Raw genomic sequence first — 23,603 nt, 5'->3', positions numbered from 1 at the left:
GGTTTTTCTCCTTAGGCGAAAAAGACGGAATTGACCTGGGGGAGCGCCAGTTTTCCGGCGACGGCCCCGGGAAGACCGGTACCGGGATCGCGCGGCAGCCAGCTGAGCGTGCCGGACTTGTCGCTCGAGACGTAGAACCAGCGTTCGGTCGGGTCGAGGGTGAAGTGACGCGGATACACGCCGCCAACGGGTGCGTTGTTCAGCAGCTTCAAGGACTTCCCGTCCTCGCTGACGCCGAACGACGCGATCGTGTCGGAGCCGCGCACGGAGGCGTAGACGAACCTCCCGTCCTTGGCCGTGGCGATCTCACCCGGGTACTGCTCGCCGGGGGTGCCCGCGGGAACGGCCGGGACGACCTGTCCGGCGGTGAGTTTCCCGGTGGCGGGGTTCCACGCCGCGACGGTGACCTCGGCACGCAGCTCGCCGAGGATGTACGCGTATCTGCCGTTCGGGTGGAACGCCAGATGCCGGGGGCCGGCGCCGGACGGGAGCTTCAGCTGCTGGTTGAGCTTCAGTTTCCCGGTGGCGACGTCGAGTTTGTAGACATAGACCGAATCCGCGCCGAGGTCGACCGCGAGCACCCATTTGCCGGTGGGGTCGTTGACGACCTGGTGCGCGTGTGCCTGGCGTTCGGCGCCCTTGTGCTGGGCCAGATCGACGACGTCGCCGAGTTTCCCGCCCGCGAGGATCGGGAGGACGACGACGCTGCCGCTGCTGTAGTTCGCGGCCAGCACGTACTTCTGGCTCGAGTGGACGCTCAGATGGGTCGGGTGCCGGCCCTTGGCCGACTTCTTGTTGAGCAGCTTGGGTTTCGTCGGATCGGCGAGGCTGAACGAGGAGATCTGACCGTTGTCGTCCTCATTGGTCACGTAGAGCGTCTTGCGGTCGGCGCTGATGTCGAACCAGGAAGCGTTGCTGACTCCCGGGATCGTCCGGTCGACGACGAGCGCGTTGGTCGCCGCGTCCCGGTGAGCGACATCGAGTCCGTGCCCGGAACTGGTGTAGCTGCTGAGGTAGATGGCCCCGGTTCCTTTCGGTCCGCAGGTCTGTTCGGAGGCGTTCGCGAGGTGGGAACCGAGAACGGTGGTGAGCCCAGCCGCTCCGACGGCGCCGAGGAAGGTGCGTCGATCCAGTCCGGTCATCGTGATCTCTCCCAGTCGTCAGGTGGTTTAAACCACTGCCATGAGCAATGCTGCCACGCCGAAACCGGAAACGGAAAGGACGGTTTCCAATACGGTCCAGGTTTTCAGGGTCTGCGGCACGGTCATGTTGAAGTACCGCGAGATGATCCAGAAGCCGCCGTCGTTCACATGCGAGGCGATGATCGAACCCGCCGAAATCGCGACGACCAGCAGCGCGAGCTGCATCTGCGAATAGCCCAGCGTCGCCACCGTCGGTGCGACGATGCCGCTCGTGGTCACGATCGCGACGGTCGCCGAGCCCTGCGCGATCCGCATCCCGCAACTGATCACGTACGCGGCGAGGATGACCGGGAGACCGGCGTTGTCCAGCGAGCCCGCGACGGCCTTGCCGATTCCCGTGGCGGACAGCACGGCGCCGAAGAACGCGCCGGCGCCGACCACCAGCAGGATCATCGCGACCGGGCGGAGCGATTTCGCCGAAAGCTCGCTCAGATCCTTGCCGGTCAAACCGCGGCGCAGGCCGAGTAGCCAGGACGCCAGCAGGACCGAGATCGTCAGCGCGACCGCCGGGGTGCCGATGAACGCGGCGACGCCGGCGGACGCAGAGTTCTTGGGAAGCCAGATGCTGCCGAAGGTTCCGGCGAGGATCAGCACCAGCGGGACCGCGATGATCCCCAGCACCAGCCCGAGCGACGGCGGGTTCTCCTCTTTGTCGCCGTCTTCTTCCGCGACCAGGAATTCCGCGGGAACCTGCACATCGACGCGCTTGCCGATCCAGGTCGAGTACGCGACGCCGCCGACGAGGAACGCCGGGATACCGCACACCAGACCCATCAGGATGATCCAGCCGAGTTCCACGTGCAGCAGACCGGCCGCGGCCACCGGGCCGGGGTGCGGCGGGAGGAACGCGTGGGTGATGGAAAGCCCGGCGAGCAGCGGCAACGCGTACAGCACCAGCGAGCGGCCGCCCTGTTTGGCGGCCACGTAGACCAGCGGCGCCAGCACGAAGATGCCGATGTCGAAGAAGACCGGGATACCGAACACGAAACCCGCGAGACCCATCGCCAACGGGGCCCGTTTCTCACCGATGGCCCGCAGCAGCGCGCCGGTGAGCACCCTCGCTCCGCCGGAACGCTCCAAAATGGACCCGAGGATGGTGCCCAGTCCGATGATCGCGGCGATATGGCCGAGGATCCCGCCGAAACCCTTCTCCAGCAGGGAATCCGACGCCTTCTGGGCGGAGCCGACGATCTGGCCGACCGGCAGGCCCGCGGCCAGCGCGGTCAGCAGGCCGACCACGATCAGCGCGATGAAGGGCTCGAGTTTGACTTTGATGATGAGGAACAGCAACACCGCGATCGAGACGGCGGCGAGGGTCAGGAGACCTCCCGTCGAATGTTGGAGCCAATCGATCATCGGGCACTCCCGGGGTTCCGCAGTGAATGACCGGCGAGGGCGCCGGTCGGTTGACCATCGTCGATGGCGGCGACACCGTTGACGAAGACATAGGGGATACCGGCGGCCCGCTGCCGCGGCTCGTCGAACGTGGCGGTGTCGGCGACGGTTTCCGGGTCGAACAGCACGAGGTCCGCCGCGTATCCGGCGCGGACGAGACCCCGGTCGGTCAGCCGCAGGCGGTCCGCCGCGCGGCCGGTGAGGTGGGCGACGCATTCGGCGAGGTCGAGGACGCCGAGCTCGCGGACGTAGCGCGCGAGGTATCGCGGGAACGTGCCCCAGGCGCGGGGATGCGGCCGCGCGCCGACGAGCAGCCCGTCGCTGCCGCCGGTGTGCGTGCGGTGGCGCATGATCGCCTGGACGTTCTCCTCGTGCCCGACGTGCATCAGGCACGACGTGCCGAGCTTCTCCGAAAGCAGGACGTCGAAGTACAGGTCCGCGGCCGGCTTCCCGGCACGCCCCGCCGACGCGGCGACGGAATACCCGACGAGGTGGGCGTTCTCGTCCCGGCGGACACCGTTGATCTCGATGGCCTCCCAGTCGATCGGCACCCCGTGGGCGCCGTCGGAGCCGGTCTCTTCGATCTCGGCGCGGATCCGCTCGCGGGTGTCCACATCGGACAAGCGGGCCAGGGTGGCGTCGAGCCCGCCTTCGGTGGCCCAGCTCGGCAACAGCGCGGAAAGGTACGTGGCACCCGGAAGGTAGGGATAGGTGTCGAGCGTGATGTCGCAGCCGTCGTCGAGCGCCCGGTCGAGCAGCTTCAGCAGATCCGGCGCCTTGCCCTTGTTCACCGAGAAGTTCATCGTGGCGTGCGCGAGGTGCAGCGGGCACCCCGAGCGGCGGGAGACGTCGACCATCTCGCCGAACGCCTCGAGCGCGCCCTTGCCGTAGCTGCGGTGATGCGGGCTGTAGAAACCACCGTTCTCCCCGACGACCCGGCACAGCTCGACGAGTTCTTCGGTGGTGGCGTACATGCCCGGCGTGTAGGTGAGCCCGGACGACATGCCCATCGCGCCCTCGGCCAGCCCGGTCGCGATGAGTTCCTTCATCGCGTTCATCTCGGCTTCGGTCGCGGGCCGGTCCTCCCACCCGACGGTGAGCATGCGGACGGTGCCCTGCGGCACCAGGTAGGCCGCGTTGACCGCGACCCCCGCGTCGAGGCGATCGAGGTATTCGCCGACGGAGCGCCAGTTCCAGTCGAAGCCCGCCGGATCGTCGTTCCACCCGGCGAGCTGCTGGCGCAGCGCCGCGAGGACGTCGTCGTTCACCGGCGCGTAGGAGAGCCCGTCCTGTCCGAGCACCTCGGTCGTGACGCCCTGGGAGAGCTTCGCGAGGTGATCCGGATTGGCGAGCAGCTGAAGGTCGGAATGCGAATGCATGTCGATGAACCCGGGCGCGAGCACGAGCCCTTCCGCGTCGATGGTGCGGCGGCCGGCGAGCGACCCGGGTTCGGCGACACTGGCGATCCGGCCGTCGGTGATGCCCACGTCGTGCCTGGTGAGCGGATCCCCGGTGCCGTCGGCGACCAGTGCGGAGCGGACAACGATGTCCATGGCGATTCTTCCTCTGCGGCGGTGGAGGACGGATCAGAAATGGGTGCGGACGAAATCGAGCACGGTCTCGCCGTCGGGGCCGACGACCGGGATCAGGGGCCATTTGTCGAAAACGGTGCACGGATGCGACAGGCCGAGGGCGATCCAGTCGCCGACCTCGACCGGCGACGACGCGGGCAGGGTGAGAAAGGCGTGCTGGTCGTTCATCTTCTGGATGGAATGACCTTCGAGCGCGGACGGCGGCCCGTCACCCTTGCGGATCAGGCGCGGCTCGGGCATGCCCTCGTCGAACGAGGCGTCCCGTTTGCCGATGGTGAGCAGCGCGAGTTCGTCCGTCGGTTTCGACGTCACCTGAGCCCAGGCGCGCAGCGCGGACCGGAACGGGGCGACGCCGTCGATGCGCGGCTGCTCGCCCAGCGGCGAGATCACCCGGTAGAAGCCGTCGTCGTGGGTCACGTAGGCACCGCTGCGCAGGATCGGCAGGACGTCCAGGCCGCCCCAGTCCTTGGTGAGCTCGTCGGCGACACGGTCGAAGTACGCGCTGCCACCACCGGTGACGATGATCTGGCCGGCGTCGTCGAGCAGGCCCTTGGCGTGGAAGGCGAAGACGAGTTCCCGCAGACCGTCCACATAGGAACTGATCAGCTGGAGCGACTTTTCGTCGGTGTGGTGGGAAAGCGCGCCTTCGTAACCGCCGGATCCGCGCAACCGCAGAGCCGGGCTCGCGTGCGCGGCTTCGGCGACGGCGAGCGCGGTCTCGGTGTCGCGGACCCCGGTGCGGCCGCCCTCGGCGCCGAGTTCGACCAGGACGTCCACCTTGCGACGGGCACCGCGCAGGGCTTCGGTCATCAGCTCGACACCGCGGACCGAGTCGACCCAGCAGACGAACTCGAAGTCTTCGTCGGCGTCCAGCTCGGCGGCGAGCCACTTCAGGCCCGAGGGGTCGAGCAGCTGGTTCGCCAGCAGGATCCGGGAAACGCCGAACGCGCGGTAGATCCGCAGATGGCCGGCGTTCGCGCAGGTGATACCCCACGAGCCGTGCTTCAGCTGCCGTTCGAACAGCTGCGGCGCCATCGTCGTCTTGCCGTGCGGGGCCAGCGCGACCCCGCGTTCGGCGCACCAGTCCGCCATCGTGCGGAGGTTGTGCTCGACGGCCTCTTCGTCGAGAACGACGAACGGGCCGAGGAAGCCGTCGTCGAACAGCTTGGCGCCGCGGGCGGCGGCCTCGCCGATCGTGAGACCGGACAGCGAGGGCGCGACCGAGCGGAAGCGCCAGTCGACGCGCTCCTCCCGGACGGCCGCGACCGCGGCGGAATCGATGGTGCCGGCTTCGAACATGAGGTTCACCTCGGTTGCGTATGTTGCAACGGACGTTGCGCATATTGCGTGGGATAGGTGTAGCATCCGGTCCGCTGGAGGTCAACGGCGTGACGACTAGGAGACGCGAAGGTGACAAGCGCGCCCCACGTTTTGTGCATCGGGGAGTCGATGGCCTTGTTCGTACCGGCCGAATCCGGGCCGCCCGACGAGGTACGGAAGTGGGTGCGAACCATCGGCGGAGCCGAATCGAACGTCGCCTGCCATCTCCCGGCGCTGGGTTTCACCAGTGCGTGGGTGAGTGCCGTCGGCGACGATCCGTTCGGCCGCGCGCTCGTGCGCGAGATCGGCGCGGCGGGGGTGGACGTCAGCGCGGTCTTGGTCGATCCGACGCGCCCGACCGGGCTCTACATCAAGGAGAGCGGAGCGGACGGCAGCCCCGTGCGCTACTACCGCAAGGGTTCGGCCGCGTCCGGAATGGACGCCGGGCTCCTGGGGAAACTCGAACTCGACGGGGTGCGTGTCATCCATCTGTCCGGGATCACGCCCGCCCTTTCGGACGGCTGCCTCGACCTCGTGCGGGCGCTGATGGAACGACCGCGTGGCGACACGCTGGTGTCGTTCGACGTGAACTTCCGGCCCGCGCTGTGGACCGGGCGCGACCCGTCGGTGCTGGCCGGGCTCGCCGCCCGCGCCGACATCGTGCTGGCAGGCGAGGACGAGGCCGAGCGAGTGTGGGGGACCGGCGACCCGGCACGGCTGCGCGCCGCCGTACCGGGACCGAAGACGCTGGTCGTCAAGCACGGGGCACGCGGAGTAACCCTCATCGACGGCGACGAAGCACCGCTGTTCTCGCCCGCGCTGCAGGTCGACGTCGTGGAGCCGGTGGGGGCCGGTGACGCGTTCGCCGCCGGTTTCCTCGCCGCGACCCTGCGCGGCGACGACCCCGCGACCCGGCTTCGGCGCGGTCATCTGCAGGCCGCGGCCACCCTGCTGACCCACGACGACGTGGGCAGGCCGCTGCCCGCGTCGGTCGTCGAAACGCTCCTCGGGGCGGATGAGGCAGCATGGGCGGCGGCCAAGCTGACGGACAAGGGAATGGTGGGCGGATGAGCCAGAGCCTGGACAGGGCGCTCACGCTGCTGAGCGGGCTCGCCCGCGAGCCGAAGACGCTGGACCAGCTCGCCGAGGAGATCGGCGTGCACAAGTCGACCGTGCTGCGCCTGCTGCGCACCCTGGAAACGCACCACTTCGTGCGCCGGGAAGGGCAGCGGTACTACCGGCTGGGCAGCGCGCTCTTCGACCTCGCACAACAGGCGCTGGAGGATCGCGACGTCCGCCGCACCGCGCAATCCGCGCTCGCCGGGCTCAACGCGCGCACCGGGCACACCGTGCACCTCGCGTCCTATGAGGACGGAGAGGTCGTCTACATCGACAAGTTCGAGGGCAGGCATTCGGTGCGGATGTACTCCCGTATCGGGAAACGCGCGCCATTGCACTGCACCGCCGTCGGCAAGGTGCTCGTCGCGGCGATGACACCGGAGAAGCAGGCGGACGTGGTGTCGAGGATCGACTTCTTCGTCCGGACGCCGAACACGATCACCACACCCGAGGCCTACGAGAAGGAGCTCGCGCTCGTCGCCGACCGCGGTTACGCGGTGGACGACGCCGAACACGAGGACTTCATCCACTGCGTCGCCGCGCCCGTCCGCGGCCCGGGCGGCGTGGTGCTCGCCGCCGCGTCCGTGTCGGTGCCGAAGGTACTGCTCGACTACGACGGCCTGATGGCGCTCGTGCCGGAGCTGATCGCCGCCGCCGAAGAAGCTTCCGTCCACAGTGGATGGACGGGGAACCGAAAGGGGAAGTTGGAATGAGCAAGACCGCGATCAGCACGGAGAACGCGCCGAAGCCGGTGGCCGCGTTCTCGCAGGCGGTCCGCAAGGGCAACATCCTGCAGGTGGCCGGCCAGGTCGCCTTCGACCCGGCCACCGGCGCCATCGTCGGCGAGACCGTCGGTGAGCAGACCGAGCAGACCTTCAAGAACATCGAGGCGGTGCTCGAGGCCGCCGGTTCGAGCCTGGCCGACGCGATGATGGTGCGCGTGTACCTGACCGACGTCGACCACTTCGGTGCGTTCAACGAGGTCTACAACAAGCTGATCGGCGAGGCGCCGCACCCGGCCCGCACCACCGTGTACGTCGGCCTGCCCGCCGGACTGCTGGTGGAGATCGACGTCCTGGCCGTCACGGACTGACCCGGCGCCTCGTGAGTGGTAAGGACGGTTCTAACCGTCCTTACCACTCACGAGACCAGACCCACTCGGTACCGGGGTGCTGCTGGGTGCTGGGCTTGGCCGGGGGTTGCGAAAGCCACTTTCGCAACCTTCAACGTTGGGAAAGTGGCTTTCGCAACGTCGGCCGTGGCCGGGCCCGGGATCACCAGCGACCGGAAGCCAGTAGGTACCTAAGACACCCTCGGCTGGAACCGTCCTTGCCACTCACGAGGTCACAGGACGCTCGTGTACCCGTTCAGCGCGGGCTGCCCGCCCAGATGCGCGAACAGCACGTTCGAATCCCGCGCGATCTCGCCGCGCGCCACGAGGTCGATCAGTCCCGCCGTGGACTTGCCTTCGTACACCGGATCGGTGAGCACTCCCTCCAGCCGGGCCAGCGTCCTGATAGCGTCCAAAGTGGACTCATCGGGAATACCGTAGATCCCGGCGTGGTAGCGCTCGTCCAGTTCCACCTCGCCGATCTCGCCGGCACCGATCAGTTCGGCGGTCGCGCGGGCGATACGGGTGATCTGATCGCGGGTCTCGGCCGGTTTCGCCGATCCGTCGATGCCGAGGATCCGGCGCGGCTTCCCGGAAAGCGCGGCCCCGGCGACCATTCCGGCCTGCGTGCTGCCGGTCACCGAACAGACGATCACCGTGTCGAAGAAGACGCCGAGCTCCGCCTCCTGCGCTTCGAGTTCGACCATCCAGTTCGCGAAACCGAGCCCGCCGAGACGGTGGTCCGAGCCGCCCGCCGGGATCGCGTACGGCTTCCCGCCGCCGGCTTCGATCTCCTTGACCGCGTTCTCCCAGCTCTCCTTGAAGCCGACGCCGAACCCGGCCTCAACCATCCGGATGTCCGCGCCGAGAACGCGGGAGAGCTGGATGTTGCCGACCTTGTCGTACATCGGGTCGTTCCAGTCGACCCAGCTCTCCTGCACCAGCACGGCCTTGAGCCCGGCCCGCGCGGCGGCCGCGGCGACCTGGCGGGTGTGGTTCGACTGCACGCCGCCGATCGAGATCAGCGTGTCCGCGCCCGAGGCCAGCGCGTCGGCGACCAGGTACTCGAGCTTCCGGGTCTTGTTGCCGCCGAACGCGATACCGGAGTTGGCGTCCTCGCGTTTCGCCCAGACCTTCGCGCCGCCGAGATGAGCGGTGAGCCGCTCCAGCGGATGGACGGGGGAGGGGCCGAACAGCAGCGGGTAGCGAGGGAAATCGGCGAGGGTCATGGCGTCTCCAGGAGGGCTTCGAGTTCGGTCCAGATGGTGGCGGTGATCGCGCAGGCCGCGTCGACGTCGCCCGCTTCGATGGCGTCGGCCAGCTCCGCGTGGCGCCGGACCGACCGGTGGGCGGGCAGGGAGCCGAAGCGGGCGTATTCGAGACGCCGCAGCAGGGGCGTGTAGCGGGCCAGCGTCGCGGCGATCGCCCGATTGCGTGCGGCGGCCACGGGGACGTCGTGGAGTTCATCGTCGGCGGCGATCGCGGCCGCGATGTCCCCGGCGGCGATCGCGTCGGCGAACCGGGTGTTGGCCGCGCGCATCGCCGCCACCTCCGCCGCCCCCATCCTGGGCGCGCCCGCCCGGACGGCGAACTCGTGCAGCGCGCGGACCAGCTGCAAGGCGTCGCGGACGTCGTCGGGAACGAAGCCCGCGACGCGCGTGTAGCTCTGCGGCTTCGACTCGACGAGACCGTCCTCGGCGAGCCTGAGCAGGGCTTGGCGCACCGGCGCCCGGGAAAGCCCCAGCTGTTCGGCGAGGTCGCCGTCGCGCAGGTTCGTCCCCGGCGGCAGCGTCCCGTCGATGATCGCCCGCCGGATGCTCTCGTAGGCCTCGTTCCGGAGGAGGGACCTCGGTACCTTCGCTAACCCACTCACATCTGAAATGTTAGCTGCCCAGATGTCGCGATGGCTAGGTGCGGCGTGCAATGAAGGGGCCTTTCATTGCAAAATTTGCAATGAAAGGCCCCTTCATTGCACTTGAAGGAAGCCGAAGCGGGCTAGTAGACCGGTCCCGTGTACTTCTCGCCCGGACCCTGTCCAGGCGCGTCGGGCACGGCCGAAGCCTCGCGGAACGCCTTCTGCAGCGACTGGAGGCCGTCGCGCAACGGGCCCGCGTGCAGGCCGAGGTACTCTGCGGAAGCGGTGACCAGCCCGGCGAGGGCGGTGATCAGGCGGCGGGCCTCGTCGAGGTCGCGGTGCGGTGAGCTGGCCGGGTCCTCGTCCGCGAGGCCGAGGCGTTCGGCGCCGGCGGAGAGCAGCATGACGGCCGCCCTGCTGATCACCTCGACGCTCGGGATGTCCTCCAGGTCGCGGACGTCCGGGGAATACGGGGGCTGCTGAACGGGTTCATCTGACACGTCTGGTACCCTTCCACGAGCGACCAGCCCCCGAGTGATCGGGGGCGGCAAGTGGAGCCCCGCTCCCACCCGTGTCACCGCCGCAACACCAGGTGTCCGGGTCCGGTCTCGCCAAGACGATTTCGGGCGTCGAGGCGGTGTGTTCGGTTCTGGAGATCGAACACGATCGGAAAGAGTGGGCCCCGCGTACCGCACGGTACCGGGGCCTTAGGTATGTGGGCACCAGGTCGAAACGGTAGAAGAATTTACCTCGAACCAGGGAGGCCCCATCAGCTCCGAGACACGCATCAACGACCGAATCCGGGTACCGGAGGTCCGCCTCGTCGGGCCGGCCGGTGAACAGGTCGGCATCGTCCGGATCGAAGATGCGCTGCGGCTGGCACAGGAGAACGATCTCGATCTCGTCGAGGTCGCCCCGCAGGCACGCCCGCCCGTATGCAAGCTCATGGACTTCGGCAAGTTCAAGTACGAGAGCGCGCAGAAGGCCCGCGAGTCCCGCCGCAACCAGCAGCTCACCGTCATCAAAGAGCAGAAGCTGCGGCCGAAGATCGACCAGCACGACTACGAGACCAAGAAGGGTCACGTGTCGCGCTTCCTTGCGGCAGGCAACAAGGTCAAGGTCACGATCATGTTCCGCGGTCGCGAGCAGTCCCGGCCGGAACTCGGGTTCCGGCTGCTGCAGAAGCTCGCCGACGAGGTGACCGAGCTCGGCTTCGTCGAGTCGTCGCCGAAGCAGGACGGTCGCAACATGATCATGGTGTTGGCCCCGCACAAGAACGTGAAGCCGCAGAAGGCCGCGAAGGCAGCCAAGGACGAAACGTCCGAGCCGCCCGCCGACGCGTAGCGCCGACCAGCACATGTCAGCGGCACACCGGGCAAAACCGGTGTGCCGCCGCACGGAAGAGGACAACGTAATGCCGAAGATGAAGACGCACAGCGGGACGTCCAAGCGTGTCCGCGTCACGGGTTCGGGCAAGCTGCGCCGCCAGAAGGCCGGCCGCCGCCACCTGATGGAGAAGAAGTCCAACAGGCTCACCCGTCGCCTCGAAGGCACGACCGAGATCGCCAAGAACGACGTCGGCCGCGTCAAGCGCCTTCTCGGCCGCTGACACCCCGCACTTTGTAAACGCCGGGCGCGCCAGCGCGCCCCCAGATCGACAGGATGGACCCAGTGGCACGCGTCAAGAGGGCTGTCAACGCCCAGAAGAAGCGTCGCGCGACTCTCGAGCTCGCCAGCGGCTACCGCGGCCAGCGTTCGCGGCTGTACCGCAAGGCGAAGGAGCAGACGCTTCACTCGCTGAACTACGCCTACCGGGACCGTCGTGCCCGCAAGGGTGACTTCCGCCAGCTGTGGATCACCCGCATCAACGCGGCGGCCCGCGCCAACGGCGTGACCTACAACCGGTTCATCCAGGGCCTCAAGGCCGCGGGTGTCGAGGTCGACCGCAAGATCCTCGCGGACCTCGCGGTCAACGACGCCGCCGCCTTCACCGCGCTGGCCGAGCTGGCCAAGGCGAACGTGAACACCGAAGAGAAGAAGTCGGCCTGACCGGCGACAGCGTTCTTCCGCGACCCGGGGCCGCTCCGTTCACCGAACGGACGCCCCGGGTCGTTGCTGCGCGCAAGCTCACCCGCCGGGCCGAGCGTGAGAAGACCGGCCGGTTCCTGGCCGAGGGCGCGAACGCGGTCGAAGCCGCGCTCGAACACGGCGGCACGGTGTACGAGCTGTTCGTGACCGAACGCGCCGCCGCGCAGCACGAGCGCCTGCTCGTCGCCGCGCGCGAGGCGGGCGTCCCCGTCTCGCCGATCACCGATCGCGCGGCCGGCGGATTGTCCGAGACCGTGACGCCGCAAGGCATTGTCGCGGTCTGCGCGCTCGTCGACCGTCCACAAGAGACCGTCCTGAAGCCGGGCGCGAAACTCGTCGTCGTCCTCGTCGACGTCGCGGATCCCGGTAACGCGGGCACCGTGATCCGGGTCGCGGACGCCGCCGGTGCCGACGCGGTCGTCCTCGCCGGGGACAGCGTCGACCCGCACAACGGCAAATGCGTCCGCGCGGCCGCCGGCAGCCTGTTCCACCCCGCCATCACCCGGATCCGGGACGTCGACGCGGCCTTGAAGGCCTGCTCCGCCGCCGGACTCCGCACCTTCGGCGCGCACGGCTACGCCGACACCGAGCTCGATCAGGTGACCTTCGACGAGCCCACCGCGTGGGTCTTCGGCAACGAGGCGCACGGACTGCCGCAGGCGGTCCTGGAGACGGTCGATCGCGCGGTCAAGATCCCGATGTACGGCCGGGCGGAGAGCCTGAACCTCGCGACGGCCGCCGCGATCTGCGTGTACACGAATGCGATGGCTTCGCGGGCCGCCACCACGTAGAGTCGCGGGCACCACGCCGTCGCAGCACGACACCAAGGGAGCTCTCATGGAACGCAGTGTTCGTTCCAGCACCTTGTTTACGGCGTAGAGCGCGGTTTTCGCACTTCCGAGTGACGGTGTGCCCAGCCCGAGGGTGATCGGGGGCCGCCGTTCGCTGTCCCATAGAATTCAGCAGCTGCTAAACCCATGTGTGCGCTCGCGTGCACCGGACCAGTCCCAGCGGACGCCGAGGAGTTATGTCCGAAGCCAACGACAAGCAGGACCCCCAGGCGGGAACGCTCGCGCCGGAAACGTTGACGGCCGCCGTCAAACAGGCCGAGACCGATTTCGCGGCCGCGGCGGATCTCGACGCGCTGGCCGCGGTCAAACCCGCCCACCTCGGGGACCAGTCTCCGCTGCTGCTCGCCCGCCGTGAGATCGGCGCCCTGCCCAAGCAGGAGAAGGCCGAAGCCGGCAAGCGGGTCAACGAAGCGCGCCAAGGCATTCAGGCCGCCTTCGACGCGCGCCGAGCCGTGCTCCAAGCCGAACGTGACGAAAAGGTACTCCGCGAGGAGGCCGTCGACGTCACGCTCCCGTGGGACCGTGTGCCCCGTGGCGCCCGGCACCCGATCGCGACCCTGTCCGATCGGATCGCCGACGCGTTCATCGCGATGGGCTACGAGGTCGCCGACGGGCCGGAACTCGAAGCCGAGTGGTTCAACTTCGACGCGCTGAACTTCGGCAAGGATCACCCCGCGCGCCAGCTGCAGGACACGTTCTACCTCGGCGCGGAGGACTCCGGCCTGGTGCTGCGGACGCACACCTCGCCGGTGCAGGCCCGCACGCTGCTGCACCGTGACCTGCCCGTGTACGTCGTCTGCCCCGGCCGCACCTACCGGACCGACGAACTCGACGCCACGCACACCCCGGTGTTCTCGCAGGTCGAAGGGCTCGCGGTGGACAAGGGCCTGACGATGGCGCACCTCAAGGGCACTCTCGACGCCTTCGCCCGCGCGATGTTCGGCGGTACCTCGAAGACCCGCCTGCGCCCGCACTTCTTCCCGTTCACCGAGCCGTCGGCCGAAGTCGACGTCTGGTTCGAGGAGAAGAAGGGCGGCGCCGGCTGGGTCGAGTGGGGCGGCTGCGGCATGGTCAACCCCAACGTCCTGCGTGCCTGCGGCGTCGATCCCGAGGTCTACTCGGGCTTCGCCTTCGGCATGGGTATCGAGCGCACCCTGCAGTTCCGCAACGGAATCCCGGACATGCGCGACATGGTGGAGGGCGACATCAGGTTCACCCTGCCCTTCGGAACGGAGGCCTGAGTGAAGGTCCCAGCCAGCTGGCTGACCGAACACCTCGACGTCGACGAGGAGGTCACGGCCCAGGATCTGGCCGACGCCTTCGTGCGTATCGGCATCGAGGTCGACGACGTCCGGAAACTCGAACCGGTCACCGGCCCGCTCGTGGTGGGCCGCGTCGCCGAGATCGAGGAGCTCACCGAGTTCAAGAAGCCGGTTCGCTTCTGCCGCGTCGACGTCGGCGAGCCCGAGAACGACGCCAAGCCTGACGAGAACGTCGACGACGGTGCCGACGATGAGGACGACGACGAAGGTCCCTTCGAGGACGAGGGCCCGACAGGGATCAGGACCCGCGGGATCATCTGCGGTGCCACGAACTTCGCCGAGGGCGACCTGGTCGTCGTCGCGCTGCCCGGCACGGTGCTGCCCGGTGGTTTCGAGATCGGTTCGCGCAAGACCTACGGCCGCCTCAGCGACGGCATGATCTGCTCCGCGAGCGAACTGGGCATCGGTGATGACCACTCCGGCATTCTGGTGCTGCCGCCGAGCACGGCCAGCCCGGGCGAGGACGCGAACAAACTGCTCGGCCTCGAAGACACCGTTCTCGAGGTCACGCCGACCCCGGACCGTGGCTACACCCTTTCGGTCCGAGGTCTCGCCCGCGAGCTGTCCAACGCGCTCGACGTCCCGTTCGGCGACCCGGCGTCCATCGAGGTCCCCGAGGCCGAGAGCGACGTCTGGCCGGTGCACCTCGAAGACACCGAGGGCTGCAAGCGGTTCGTGCTGCGCCGGGTCAAGAACCTCGACGCCACCGCGCCGACGCCGTGGTGGATGCGCCGCCGCCTGATGCTGGCGGGTATCCGCTCGATCTCGCTCGCGGTCGACGTGACCAACTACGTCATGCTCGAACTCGGGCACCCGTTGCACGCCTTCGCGACCGGTTCGGTCAAGGGCGATCTGGTGGTGCGCAAGGCGAAGCCGGGCGAGAAACTGACCACTTTGGACGATGTCGAGCGCACGCTCGACGCGGACGACGTGGTGATCGCCGACGACAGCGGGGTCATCTCGCTGGCGGGCACGATGGGTGGCGCGTCGACCGAGATCACGCCGGAGAGCACCGACGTGCTGCTCGAGGCGGCGCATTGGGATCCGTCGTCGATCAGCCGGACGGCCCGCCGTCACAAGCTGTTCTCCGAGGCGGCCAAACGGTTCGAGCGCTACACCGACCCGCAGCTGTGCGCGGTGGCCGTCGAGCTCGCCGCGCGCCTGCTGCGTCAGTACGGCGAGGGTTCGATCCTGCCCGGCCGCACCGACGAGGGCGGCGTCGAGCCGAACCCGCCGGTGACCATGCCGATCAGCCTGCCCGACCAGGTGGCCGGGGTGCGCTACGAGCGCGGCGTCACGGTCAAACGGCTCTCGCAGATCGGCTGCAAGGTCAACGTGGGCACGGCCGAGGACGGCACCGCGCTGGTGACCGCCGTGCCGCCGAGCTGGCGCGGTGACCTGGTGCAGCCCGCCGACCTGGTCGAGGAGGTGCTCCGGCTGGAGGGCTACGACAGCATCCCGTCGGTGCTGCCCGACGCCCCGGCCGGCCGTGGCCTCACCGACACGCAGCGCCGCCGTCGTTCGGTCGCGCGTGCGCTGGCGGAGAACGGCTACGTCGAGGTGCTGCCGTTCCCGTTCATCGCGGACTCGGTCTGGGACGCGTTCGGGCTGCCCGAGGACGACGTCCGCCGCAGCACCGTGAAGGTCCGCAATCCGCTGGAGGCGGACCGGGACCGGATGGCGAGCACCTTGCTGCCGGGGCTGCTGGATACCTTGCAGCGCAACATTTCCCGTGGTTTCAAGGATGTCTCGCTGTTCCACATCGGACAGGTCGTGCTGCCCGGGCCGAACCCGATCCCGATGCCTTCGCTCGGGGTGGCCCGGCGCCCGACCGACGAGGAGCTCGCGGTACTGGAGGCGGCGGTCCCGCCGCAGCCGCTGCACGTCGCCGTCGTGCTCGCGGGCCAGCGTGCCCGGGCCGGCTGGTGGGGTGCGGGCGAGCAGGCGAACTGGGCCGACGCGGTGCAGGCCGCCCGGCTGGTGGCGCAGGCCGCCGGTGTCGAGCTGACCACGGCCGCGGCGGACCAGCCGCCGTGGCATCCCGGCCGCTGCGCGCAGCTGCGGGTGGGGCAGTGGCCCATCGGTTACGCCGGTGAGCTGCACCCGAAGGTCGTCGAGGCGCTCGGGCTGCCGCCGCGCACCGTCGCGATGGAGCTCGACCTGGACGCGATCCCGATCCCGGACGGCCGTCCGGCACCGCGGATTTCGGCGTACCCGCCGGTGCTGCTCGACGTCGCCCTCGTCGCCGAGGAGAGCGTCCCGTCGGCCGATCTGGCCGAGGCGCTGCGCGAAGGCGCGGGCGAACTGCTCGAGGACATCACGCTGTTCGACTCGTACCAGGGTGAACAACTGGGCGAGGGCAAGCGTTCGGTGGCGTACAAGCTGCGGTTCCGCGCCGCGGACCGCACGCTGACCGTCGACGAGGCCACCAAGGCCCGCGACGCCGCCGTCGCGGTCGCCGGTGAACGCTTCGGCGCGAGCCTGCGGGCCTGACCCGAAAGTCACATGAAGGCCCCTTCCCTCGGCTCAGCCGAGGGAAGGGGGCCTTCATGCGCTTCAGGTGTGGCAAAGTGAGGACCTGTGTCACGTCCAGACGGTCGGTCCAGTATCCAAGACATCGCCCGCGCCCGGCTGAGCGACGGTTTCGTCGGCAGGGTCGGGGAACGCGAGGACTTCCGGGGCAATCTGGGGCTGCCCGGGAGCGACCGGCGCCGCCGGTATCTGTACTCGGTGCACGGTCTTGCCGGGGTCGGCAAGTCCTTCCTCCTCGACCAGCTCCGCGGGATCGCCGAGGAAACCCGCGCCGCCGTCGGATTCGCGGACGACCGGCAACAGGATCTGCCCACGACGTTGGTCAAACTGGCCAAGGACCTCGCTCGCGGCGGGCACGAGATGCGCCGGTTCGAGAAGCGCTACGAGTCCTACCTCAAGGCGAGGGAACGGCTGCACAACGATCCGCAGGCTCCGGCGGCGGGCCGGGCGCTCGTGACGAAGACCGTGGTCAAGGCCGGCCTTGGCGTGGCGAAGACCCTGCCCGGCGGAAGCATCGCCGCCGACGCGATCGACGCGGACGCGACGGCGAAACAGCTGGAGCAGTTGCAGGTCTACCTCGCGGCGAAGTTCAAGCGGAAGGCCGACGTCCAGCTGCTCCTGGAGCCCGCGGGAGAGTTGACCAAGCCGTTCGTCGAGGATCTCTGGCGTATTCCGGAGAGCCGGCAGATCGCGCTGTTCTTCGACACCTTCGAGCGGACTTCGCCGGTACTGGAGACCTGGCTGCTCGACCTGTTCGGCGGACTGTACGGCGATCTCCCGCAGAACCTGGTGCTCACCGTCGCGGGCCAGTTCCCGCTGGACGAGGCGAAATGGAACCGGCACGCGCCGCTGGTGCGCGAGATCGAACTCCGGCCGTTCACCGAGCCGGAGGCGCGCCGCCTGCTCGCCGAGCACGGCATCACCGACGAGAAGGTCGTCGAGATCGTGCTGCGGCTGACCGACGGCCTGCCCGTCCTGGTCGCCATGCTGGCCCGCGGAAACCCCACCGAAGCGGACGCCGTCGGCGATCCCAGCGACGACGCGGTCAAGCGGTTCCTGCACTGGGTTCCCGAAAAGGCGAGGAAGGACATCGCCGCCACGGCGTCGTTGCCCCGTTTCCTGGACGAGGACGTCATCGGCGTGCTGACCGGGAAGGAAAGCGCGGGGGAGATCTTCCGCTGGCTGCGGGAACTGCCGTTCGTCGGGCGCCGTGAGCTCCCGGTGCGCTATCACCCGGTGGTCCGCGGCCCGATGGTGCGTATGGAACGCGGCCGTTCGCCCGCCGAGTTCGCCGAACGTCACCTCAGGCTCAGCGAGTACTACGAAGGCCGGTGCGCCGAACTCGGCTTCGGCCGCCACCGCGATGCGTGGAACGACGAGCGCTGGCAGAAGCGGAAGCTCGAACAGACCTACCACCGGCTCTGCGGCGACCCGGCCGAAGCGCTGCCGGACGCGTTGCTCGGCGCCGCCGAGATGATCACCACCGGCACCGCTTCCGCTCGCGCTTGGGCGCGCATGATGGAACAGGCGGGTGCCGACGCGGACGCGCCCGCGGTCCTGGGCTGGGGACAGCGCCTGGCCGCCGCGGTCGGCGAAGGTGAGATCCCGGTGCTCGACCTGCTCGCCGGTGCGGGCGAACTCGACGCCGCCCGGCTTTCCACGGTGCTCCGGCGCCGCGCGTGGGCCTACGAGGGGCAAGACGACGTCGCCGCGGCGAAACGGGACTTCGATCGGGCTGTCGATCTGAACCCCGCCGATCCCTATGCGTGGAGCGATCGAGGAAACCTGTTCCGCAACGAAGGCGACTGGGAACGGGCGCTGTCGGATCTGGACCGGGCGATCGAGCTCGATCCCACCTACGCCTACTCGTGGCGTGGGCGCGGTTCGGCCAGGGCCGAACTCGGTGACCTCGAGAGCGCGATGGCCGACCTGGACGAGGCCGTTCGCCTCCAGCCCGATCACCGGTGGGCCTACACCATCCGCAGCGAGGTGTACTTCAAGCGCGGCGACGTCCGGAAGGCGATCGACGAGATCGACATCGCGATCAGGCTCGATCCCGACTACGCCTGGGCCGTCCACTACCGGGCCACGCTGTTCGCCGAACTGGGAGACAAGGAAGAGGCGCTCGCCGGCCACCGCGCGGCCGCCGATCTTCGCCCGAAGGACGTTTTCTACCTGACCGAGCTCGCCTCGTTCCTCGAGCAGACCGGAGATGGGGACGCCGCGTCGGCGACCTTCGACGCGATCGTCGCGGCGGACCCGGGCAGCGACAGTGCCCATGCGCTCCGGGCGGCGTTCCACCACCGGGGCAAGCGGCACCGGCTCGCCATCGACGGCTTCACCACGGCGCTCCGGCTGGACCCGGATTACGAGTGGGCGTACTACATGCGCGGGCGGGCATACGACGACCTGGAAGATCACCCGGCGGCGCTCGCCGACTACGACCGCGCGATCGAACTGGCCCCCGAAGACGCCGAAAACCACCTCCAGCGAGGGATAGTGCTCAGCCGACTGGGAAGGAATGGCGAAGCGCTGGAGTCGTTGAGCCGCGCGATCGAACTCGAGCCCGGCAACGTGCCGGCGTATGCGCGGCGCGCGATGACGCACCGGAGGTCCGGCGATCACCCGGCCGCCCTCGCCGACATCGACGTCGCGGTCGCGGCGAGCCCGGAGATCGCCTTCTTCCACACCACCCGGGGAGACATCCTCAGAGGTCTCGACCGCCACGAGGAAGCCCGCGCCGAGTTGGACGAAGGAGTCCGGCTGGGGCGGGACGAGGGATACAGTCTCTATCGGCGTGCTCACCACCGCCTCATCTTCGGCGAGTTCGAGGGCGCGTTGTCCGATGTGGACAGTGCGCAGGCCGCCGGCGACGACGAGACCGGCGCCCTGCGCGCCGACATCCACCGCCAGTCGGGCGAGTACGGCGAAGCCATCCGGGAGTTGCGAGCACTGGTCGCCTCCGATCCCGAGGACACCGACCACCGCGAGAACCTCGGGGAGGCTTTGCTGTTCGCCGGGGAGCTGGACGAGGCGATGGACATCCTGCGTCCGCTCGCACCGGAGTCCGTCTGGGCTCGAAATCTCCTCGCGATCGCCTGGCTGAAGACCGGAAGAACCGAGGAAGCCCACCGGTCCCTCGCCGCCAGCCTCGACGAAGCGGTCACTCGGAACGTGGCAGGAGACCTCAGCTGGGAGGACCGGGTGCAGCCGCTCTTCTACCTCCTCGCCCTCGGGCGTCACGCCGAAGCGACACTCGAACTCAGTGCCTTGCTGGAGAACGATCCGCCTCGCGAGACGCGACTCATCCTGCTTCGTGACCTGAAAGACCTTGGAGAGCTGATGCCCGAACTCGTCGGGGTGATCGAGGACCTCATCGCCCTCGTTCCCCGGCCGGTGCTCATTCACCCAGGTGCTTGAGCGCCTCCTTCCTGGACAGCGTGGACAGCGCCGGATGCGCGGTGACGAAGGCACGCACCCAGTCCGGTTCGGTCTTCGCGTACTCGCGCAGGGCCCAGCCGATCCCTTTGCGCAGGAAGAAGTCCTTGTCGTCGAGGTTGGCTTCGACCACGCGGGTGAGCAGGTCGGTGTCCGTTCCGCCCTTGGCGCCGATCTGGCAGATGACCGACGTGCGGCGACGCCACCTGTCCTCGTCGTAGGCCCAGGTCAGCATCAGCGTGGTCACCGTCTCCGGCTCCGCCCGCAGGATCGGCCCGACCCGGCGGATGGCGACTTCGTCCACATAGTCCCACCAGGCGCCCGTCACTATCATCTCCTCGTACAGGCCGAGCAGGTCGACGTCCTGCCAGCGCGCGTAGGCGCGGTGGCCGGACAGGGCGATCGCCGCATAGCGCTCTTCACGGAATTCCGCTTCACGCCACAAGGTGAGAACCGCCGTCGAGAAACTCACACGATCGGGTAGCGGATGCTCGGCGTAAACCTGCTTCAGCAAAGCCGTCCGAGGTGGGGACGCCACACCGAGAAACGGCATCTCCGACTTCATGTACGCCCGCATCGACGGAGCCTTGTCCGGCTCGGCCAGCCCGGCCAAACCGTTGCGAACCGCCGAAACCAGGCCTTTCACCTCGTCCACGCGTTCTCCTTTCCCCAGTGGGCGCCGCGAGCGTACGACAGGGGACCGACAAGATGGATATGCCCGGATCGAACCCGGTCCCCCGGCCGGATACCGACTAAAGAGGGATGGCGGTCAACGTGTCGGTCAGCGAGATTGAAGCCGGTTCTCGGTAGCTTCGGCCCGACCGGGTCGAACGCGGACGAAAAGGAACACAGTGAAGAAATTCGTTGCCGCCCTGGCGGTCGCGGGGATCGGTGTCAGCACGATGGCGCTCGCTCCCTCCGCCACGGCCGCCTCGGCGTCGGACTTCGATCCGAAGCCCATTTCCTGGGGAGCCTGTACTCGCCCGAGCCTGGTCAAGGCCGGCGCGGAATGCGGTTTCCTCGAGGTCCCGTTGGACTACGCGAAACCCGGCGGAGAGAAGATCTCGATCGCCGTCTCGCGGGTGAAGCACAAGGCCGCGAAGTCGCAGGGGGTCATGCTGGTCAACCCGGGCGGACCCGGTGGCTCCGGCCTCGGCCTCTCGACGCTCGGCAGGGCCGTGCCGAAGAAGGCCGGTGAGGAGTACGACTGGATCGGCTTCGACCCGCGCGGCGTGGGCGAGAGCAAGCCGTCCCTGACCTGCGACGGCAACTACGCCTCCTACAACCGCCCGCAGTACGTGCCGACCACGCGCGCCATCGAGACGGCGTGGCGTGAAAAGGCGAAGGGCTATGCGAAGGCGTGCGCCAAGAACGGCGCGATTCTCGACCACATCAAGACCGTCGATGTGGCGAAGGACGTCGACAGCCTGCGCAAGGCGCTGGGCGAGAAACAGATCAACTACTACGGCTTCTCCTACGGCACCTACCTCGGGCAGGTCTACAGCACGCTGTTCCCGCAGAACGTGCGGCGGATGGTGTTCGACGGCACCGTCGACCCCCGTGACGTCTGGTACAAGGCGAACCTGAACCAGGACATCGCCTTCGACAAGAACATCAAGACCTACTTCGGCTGGATCGCGAAGTACGACGACGCCTACCACCTCGGCAAGACCGCGGCCGCGGTCGAGAAGCTGTGGTACGCCGAGCAGAAGAAGCTGTACGACAAGCCCGCGGGCGGCGTCATCGGCGGGTCCGAGTGGACGGACATCTTCCTGCAGGCGGGTTACTACGTGTTCGGCTGGGAAGACATCGCGAACGCGTTCGCCGGCTGGGTCCACAAGGGTGACTGGCAGACTCTGAAGGGCCTGTACGACAACTCCAACCCGCCGGGCCAGGACAACGGCTACGCGGTGTACGCGGCCGTGCAGTGCACCGACGTGGCGTGGCCGCAGAGCTGGTCCCGCTGGAAGTTCGACAACTGGGTCACGCACTTCCGGGCGCCGTTCGAAACCTGGGGCAACGCCTGGTTCAACGCGCCGTGCCTCGACTGGCCCGCCAAACCGGGCAAGCCGGTGGAGATCGACGGGAGCAAGGTCCCCGGCATCCTGCTGGTCAACGAGGAGCACGACGCCGCGACGCCGTACCCCGGCAGCCTCGAGGTCCGCAAGCGCTACCCGAACTCCAGCCTGATCAGCGCTCCGGGTGGCACGACGCACTCGGGTTCACTGTCCGGTGTGTCCTGTGTGGACGACAAGATCGCGGACTACCTGCTGACCGGGAAGCTGCCGGTGCGCAAGCCGGGCAACGGTTCGGACGTGCAGTGCGCCGCGGTCCCGGCGCCGGTTCCCGCCGGTGCTTCCGCGACCGCCAAGTCCGACGTGCCGTCGTCGGTCACCGAAGTGAAGAAGGAGGCGCTGGCTCAGGCGCTGCCTTTCTGAGCCTTTTCGCTCGGGATGTTTCGATGCCCCGGTCCGGTTTTTCTCCGGACCGGGGCATTCCTTTGCTCTGATGCTCCTCGGCATGGTTGCGAAAGTGGCTTCCGCAGCCTGACCGGCGAGGTTTGGTCGCCTCACCCGACCCTTAGCAGTGGCTCGTCATCCGCATGCTGTGGATGCGGTCGAAGAACCCGGCGTCGAACGATCCCTCGGCGAACCACCAGTGCCACACGTTCTTGACGGTGCCCTTGACGAACTTGGTGTCACCGCCGTGATGGACGGGCCCGAGGACGATGCCGTTGCTGTCCAGGGTGTTCACCCACATCAGCCATGCGTCGTTGCTGTCGCTGCTGACGATCGTCGCTTCGAACGAAGCGCTGCCGTCGCGTCTGAGCGTCCATTTCGCGTTGTCCATCGTGCAGTCGCCCGCCTGGATTCGACCCCAGGTGAACCAGCAGTAATCCCATCCGGTGCAGGTGGCCTGCGCGGTGGTGGACGCCGTCGTCCCCGCCGAGGCGGGCGTGGCGAAGACAGTCCCGATTATGAGCACGAGCATGGCCAAGAAAAGCGACATCCGGCGTGCTGTGGTTTTCATGTTTCCTCCCCGAAAATCGTCGATCCGTACCGGTCTGTGCGCAAAGCTAACTCGCGGGTGACCCGGTCAGGATCACTTAGGTGCGGCGACAGGGGTGGCCGATAGTGCGTGACCGGCACCCTCTCGGCCCCGAATGCGATGAAAGTTCCGGTCACGCACGGAATTCGCCTCGCACCCCGGAAAACTGTCGGGGCCGCCCGTTAGCGTCCCCGGCATGACCATCGTCGAAGAGCACCGGACCGAGATCCGCGTGCAGGACACCGTTTATCGCATCGAGGTCGCCGCCCGTGAGGGTGGCGGCGCGGCCGGGGAAGACCGCTGGGTGACCGTCATGGTCGGCGGAGCCGGACCGCAGGAGGAGCCTGTCGCCGAAGGCAGGCTCGACATCGACGCCGAAGCCGTACCGGCGTTGGCGACCGTACTTTCCGACACCCTCCTGGCGTTCGCCGGGCGGGGTAACGGCAGGAACGGCCGCCGAAGATCGGCGGACCGCCCCGCGCATCAGGGATCGCCGTGGTCCGACGAGCTGGACGCGGAACTGGAAAGCCGTTGGCTGGCCGGGGAAAGCGTCGAGGAGATCGCGCGGAGCTTCGAGCGGACACCGGGCGGGATCCGTGCCCGGTTGCCCAGGGTCGGCTGCGACCCGGAGCGCCGGGGCGCGTATCTCCCGATCCCGCCCAGCAGACGAGAGGTAGGTGAACTCGGCTGAACCAGGGCGGTCGCGAGGACGGTCAAGTCCTCGCGACCG

General features: G+C 68.4%; 21 protein-coding genes. 12 read left to right on the top strand and 9 right to left on the bottom strand.

What is annotated here, in order from left to right; genetic code table 11:
• Positions 1 to 11: 11 nt before the first annotated feature.
• From ACLJQ7_RS27330 to ACLJQ7_RS27315, 4 genes are read right to left on the bottom strand one after another with little or no spacing between them, the layout of a single operon-like run.
• Positions 12 to 1,142 (bottom strand): lactonase family protein, encoded by a 1,131-nt coding sequence (locus ACLJQ7_RS27330; RefSeq protein WP_410651022.1) that lies wholly within the window; start codon positions 1,140 to 1,142, stop codon positions 12 to 14.
• Positions 1,143 to 1,169: 27 nt separating this feature from the next.
• Positions 1,170 to 2,558: a GntP family permease gene (locus ACLJQ7_RS27325; protein WP_410651021.1), complete on the bottom strand. Its 1,389-nt coding sequence runs from the start codon at positions 2,556 to 2,558 to the stop codon at positions 1,170 to 1,172.
• The gene (locus ACLJQ7_RS27320) at positions 2,555 to 4,150 is read right to left on the bottom strand and encodes an N-acyl-D-amino-acid deacylase family protein (protein WP_410651020.1); all 1,596 of its coding nucleotides are present in this window, start codon (positions 4,148 to 4,150) and stop codon (positions 2,555 to 2,557) included. The genes ACLJQ7_RS27325 and ACLJQ7_RS27320 overlap by 4 nt, the downstream gene beginning before the upstream one ends.
• A gap of 33 nt (positions 4,151 to 4,183) precedes the next feature.
• Positions 4,184 to 5,488, bottom strand: a complete 1,305-nt coding sequence (locus ACLJQ7_RS27315) for an amino acid deaminase (protein WP_410651019.1) — start codon at positions 5,486 to 5,488, stop codon at positions 4,184 to 4,186.
• A gap of 150 nt (positions 5,489 to 5,638) precedes the next feature.
• Between ACLJQ7_RS27315 and ACLJQ7_RS27310 the strand changes: the two genes are divergently transcribed.
• Genes ACLJQ7_RS27310 through ACLJQ7_RS27300 form a run of 3 tightly spaced genes read left to right on the top strand, consistent with a single transcriptional unit; the run spans position 5,639 to position 7,721 of the window.
• Positions 5,639 to 6,580 carry a sugar kinase gene (locus ACLJQ7_RS27310; RefSeq protein WP_410651018.1) on the top strand — a complete coding sequence of 314 codons (942 nt, stop codon included), beginning with the start codon at positions 5,639 to 5,641 and terminating at the stop codon, positions 6,578 to 6,580.
• Complete coding sequence (locus ACLJQ7_RS27305; protein ID WP_410651017.1) at positions 6,577 to 7,341, top strand: IclR family transcriptional regulator; 765 nt, start codon at positions 6,577 to 6,579, stop codon at positions 7,339 to 7,341. Before ACLJQ7_RS27310 ends, ACLJQ7_RS27305 begins: the two co-directional genes overlap by 4 nt.
• Positions 7,338 to 7,721: a RidA family protein gene (locus tag ACLJQ7_RS27300; protein WP_034321592.1), complete on the top strand. Its 384-nt coding sequence runs from the start codon at positions 7,338 to 7,340 to the stop codon at positions 7,719 to 7,721. The genes ACLJQ7_RS27305 and ACLJQ7_RS27300 overlap by 4 nt, the downstream gene beginning before the upstream one ends.
• Positions 7,722 to 7,972: 251 nt before the next feature.
• Here ACLJQ7_RS27300 and ACLJQ7_RS27295 read toward each other — a convergent pair whose 3' ends face one another.
• From ACLJQ7_RS27295 to ACLJQ7_RS27285, 3 genes are all read right to left on the bottom strand, one after another.
• A complete protein-coding gene (locus ACLJQ7_RS27295; protein WP_410651016.1) occupies positions 7,973 to 8,968 on the bottom strand; it encodes a 1-aminocyclopropane-1-carboxylate deaminase in 996 nt (331 codons plus the stop codon).
• Positions 8,965 to 9,612, bottom strand: coding sequence for a GntR family transcriptional regulator (locus tag ACLJQ7_RS27290; RefSeq protein ID WP_410651015.1), 648 nt, complete (start codon positions 9,610 to 9,612; stop codon positions 8,965 to 8,967). The genes ACLJQ7_RS27295 and ACLJQ7_RS27290 overlap by 4 nt, the downstream gene beginning before the upstream one ends.
• Positions 9,613 to 9,734: 122 nt before the next feature.
• Positions 9,735 to 10,094 carry a DUF1844 domain-containing protein gene (locus ACLJQ7_RS27285; protein ID WP_005163289.1) on the bottom strand — a complete coding sequence of 120 codons (360 nt, stop codon included), beginning with the start codon at positions 10,092 to 10,094 and terminating at the stop codon, positions 9,735 to 9,737.
• Positions 10,095 to 10,362: 268 nt separating this feature from the next.
• On the opposite strand from ACLJQ7_RS27285, the gene infC reads away from it, so the two are divergent.
• The 7 genes from infC (at position 10,363) to ACLJQ7_RS27250 (ending at position 19,807) form a co-directional block, all read left to right on the top strand.
• Positions 10,363 to 10,938 (top strand): translation initiation factor IF-3, encoded by a 576-nt coding sequence (gene infC, locus ACLJQ7_RS27280; RefSeq protein ID WP_063273553.1) that lies wholly within the window; start codon positions 10,363 to 10,365, stop codon positions 10,936 to 10,938.
• Between the two features lie 70 nt (positions 10,939 to 11,008).
• Positions 11,009 to 11,203 carry a 50S ribosomal protein L35 gene (rpmI, locus tag ACLJQ7_RS27275; protein ID WP_007028043.1) on the top strand — a complete coding sequence of 65 codons (195 nt, stop codon included), beginning with the start codon at positions 11,009 to 11,011 and terminating at the stop codon, positions 11,201 to 11,203.
• A 62-nt stretch (positions 11,204 to 11,265) separates the two neighbouring features.
• Positions 11,266 to 11,643, top strand: a complete 378-nt coding sequence (gene rplT, locus ACLJQ7_RS27270; protein WP_005163284.1) for a 50S ribosomal protein L20 — start codon at positions 11,266 to 11,268, stop codon at positions 11,641 to 11,643.
• Complete coding sequence (locus tag ACLJQ7_RS27265) at positions 11,640 to 12,473, top strand: TrmH family RNA methyltransferase (protein WP_410651342.1); 834 nt, start codon at positions 11,640 to 11,642, stop codon at positions 12,471 to 12,473. Before rplT ends, ACLJQ7_RS27265 begins: the two co-directional genes overlap by 4 nt.
• Positions 12,474 to 12,709: 236 nt before the next feature.
• Positions 12,710 to 13,774 (top strand): phenylalanine--tRNA ligase subunit alpha, encoded by a 1,065-nt coding sequence (gene pheS, locus ACLJQ7_RS27260; RefSeq protein ID WP_410651014.1) that lies wholly within the window; start codon positions 12,710 to 12,712, stop codon positions 13,772 to 13,774.
• Positions 13,775 to 16,348, top strand: a complete 2,574-nt coding sequence (gene pheT / locus ACLJQ7_RS27255) for a phenylalanine--tRNA ligase subunit beta (protein ID WP_410651013.1) — start codon at positions 13,775 to 13,777, stop codon at positions 16,346 to 16,348. It abuts the gene before it with no gap.
• 87 nt (positions 16,349 to 16,435) lie between these two features.
• The gene (locus ACLJQ7_RS27250; protein ID WP_410651012.1) at positions 16,436 to 19,807 is read left to right on the top strand and encodes a tetratricopeptide repeat protein; all 3,372 of its coding nucleotides are present in this window, start codon (positions 16,436 to 16,438) and stop codon (positions 19,805 to 19,807) included.
• On the opposite strand, the gene ACLJQ7_RS27245 is transcribed toward ACLJQ7_RS27250, so the two are convergent.
• The gene (locus ACLJQ7_RS27245) at positions 19,788 to 20,480 is read right to left on the bottom strand and encodes a DNA alkylation repair protein (protein ID WP_410651011.1); all 693 of its coding nucleotides are present in this window, start codon (positions 20,478 to 20,480) and stop codon (positions 19,788 to 19,790) included. The two genes, ACLJQ7_RS27250 and ACLJQ7_RS27245, sit on opposite strands and share 20 nt — an antisense overlap.
• 196 nt (positions 20,481 to 20,676) lie before the next feature.
• On the opposite strand from ACLJQ7_RS27245, the gene ACLJQ7_RS27240 reads away from it, so the two are divergent.
• Complete coding sequence (locus ACLJQ7_RS27240) at positions 20,677 to 22,263, top strand: alpha/beta hydrolase (protein ID WP_410651010.1); 1,587 nt, start codon at positions 20,677 to 20,679, stop codon at positions 22,261 to 22,263.
• 142 nt (positions 22,264 to 22,405) lie between these two features.
• On the opposite strand, the gene ACLJQ7_RS27235 is transcribed toward ACLJQ7_RS27240, so the two are convergent.
• On the bottom strand, positions 22,406 to 22,855 hold the full coding sequence (locus ACLJQ7_RS27235) for a DUF6294 family protein (RefSeq protein ID WP_410651009.1): 450 nt from the start codon (positions 22,853 to 22,855) through the stop codon (positions 22,406 to 22,408).
• 214 nt (positions 22,856 to 23,069) lie between these two features.
• On the opposite strand from ACLJQ7_RS27235, the gene ACLJQ7_RS27230 reads away from it, so the two are divergent.
• Complete coding sequence (locus ACLJQ7_RS27230; protein WP_410651008.1) at positions 23,070 to 23,564, top strand: helix-turn-helix domain containing protein; 495 nt, start codon at positions 23,070 to 23,072, stop codon at positions 23,562 to 23,564.
• Positions 23,565 to 23,603 lie beyond the last annotated feature (39 nt).

It is taken from the genome of Amycolatopsis sp. cmx-4-54 (genome assembly GCF_046548895.1).
Taxonomy (GTDB): domain Bacteria; phylum Actinomycetota; class Actinomycetes; order Mycobacteriales; family Pseudonocardiaceae; genus Amycolatopsis.
The sequence above is the reverse complement of the archived record's forward strand: the minus strand, read 5'-3'. Positions and strand labels throughout refer to the sequence as shown.

Excerpts from the sequence above, each read along its gene's own strand:
- ACLJQ7_RS27300 (WP_034321592.1), top strand. The coding sequence starts at position 7,338 with ATGAGCAAGACCGCGATCAGCACGGAGAACGCGCCGAAGCCGGTGGCC.
- ACLJQ7_RS27330 (WP_410651022.1), bottom strand. The coding sequence starts at position 1,142 with ATGACCGGACTGGATCGACGCACCTTCCTCGGCGCCGTCGGAGCGGCT.
- ACLJQ7_RS27320 (WP_410651020.1), bottom strand. The coding sequence starts at position 4,150 with ATGGACATCGTTGTCCGCTCCGCACTGGTCGCCGACGGCACCGGGGAT.
- ACLJQ7_RS27305 (WP_410651017.1), top strand. The coding sequence starts at position 6,577 with ATGAGCCAGAGCCTGGACAGGGCGCTCACGCTGCTGAGCGGGCTCGCC.
- ACLJQ7_RS27315 (WP_410651019.1), bottom strand. The coding sequence starts at position 5,488 with ATGTTCGAAGCCGGCACCATCGATTCCGCCGCGGTCGCGGCCGTCCGG.
- rpmI (WP_007028043.1), top strand. The coding sequence starts at position 11,009 with ATGCCGAAGATGAAGACGCACAGCGGGACGTCCAAGCGTGTCCGCGTC.
- ACLJQ7_RS27310 (WP_410651018.1), top strand. The coding sequence starts at position 5,639 with ATGGCCTTGTTCGTACCGGCCGAATCCGGGCCGCCCGACGAGGTACGG.
- ACLJQ7_RS27295 (WP_410651016.1), bottom strand. The coding sequence starts at position 8,968 with ATGACCCTCGCCGATTTCCCTCGCTACCCGCTGCTGTTCGGCCCCTCC.
- pheS (WP_410651014.1), top strand. The coding sequence starts at position 12,710 with ATGTCCGAAGCCAACGACAAGCAGGACCCCCAGGCGGGAACGCTCGCG.
- ACLJQ7_RS27235 (WP_410651009.1), bottom strand. The coding sequence starts at position 22,855 with ATGAAAACCACAGCACGCCGGATGTCGCTTTTCTTGGCCATGCTCGTG.
- ACLJQ7_RS27230 (WP_410651008.1), top strand. The coding sequence starts at position 23,070 with ATGACCATCGTCGAAGAGCACCGGACCGAGATCCGCGTGCAGGACACC.
- ACLJQ7_RS27325 (WP_410651021.1), bottom strand. The coding sequence starts at position 2,558 with ATGATCGATTGGCTCCAACATTCGACGGGAGGTCTCCTGACCCTCGCC.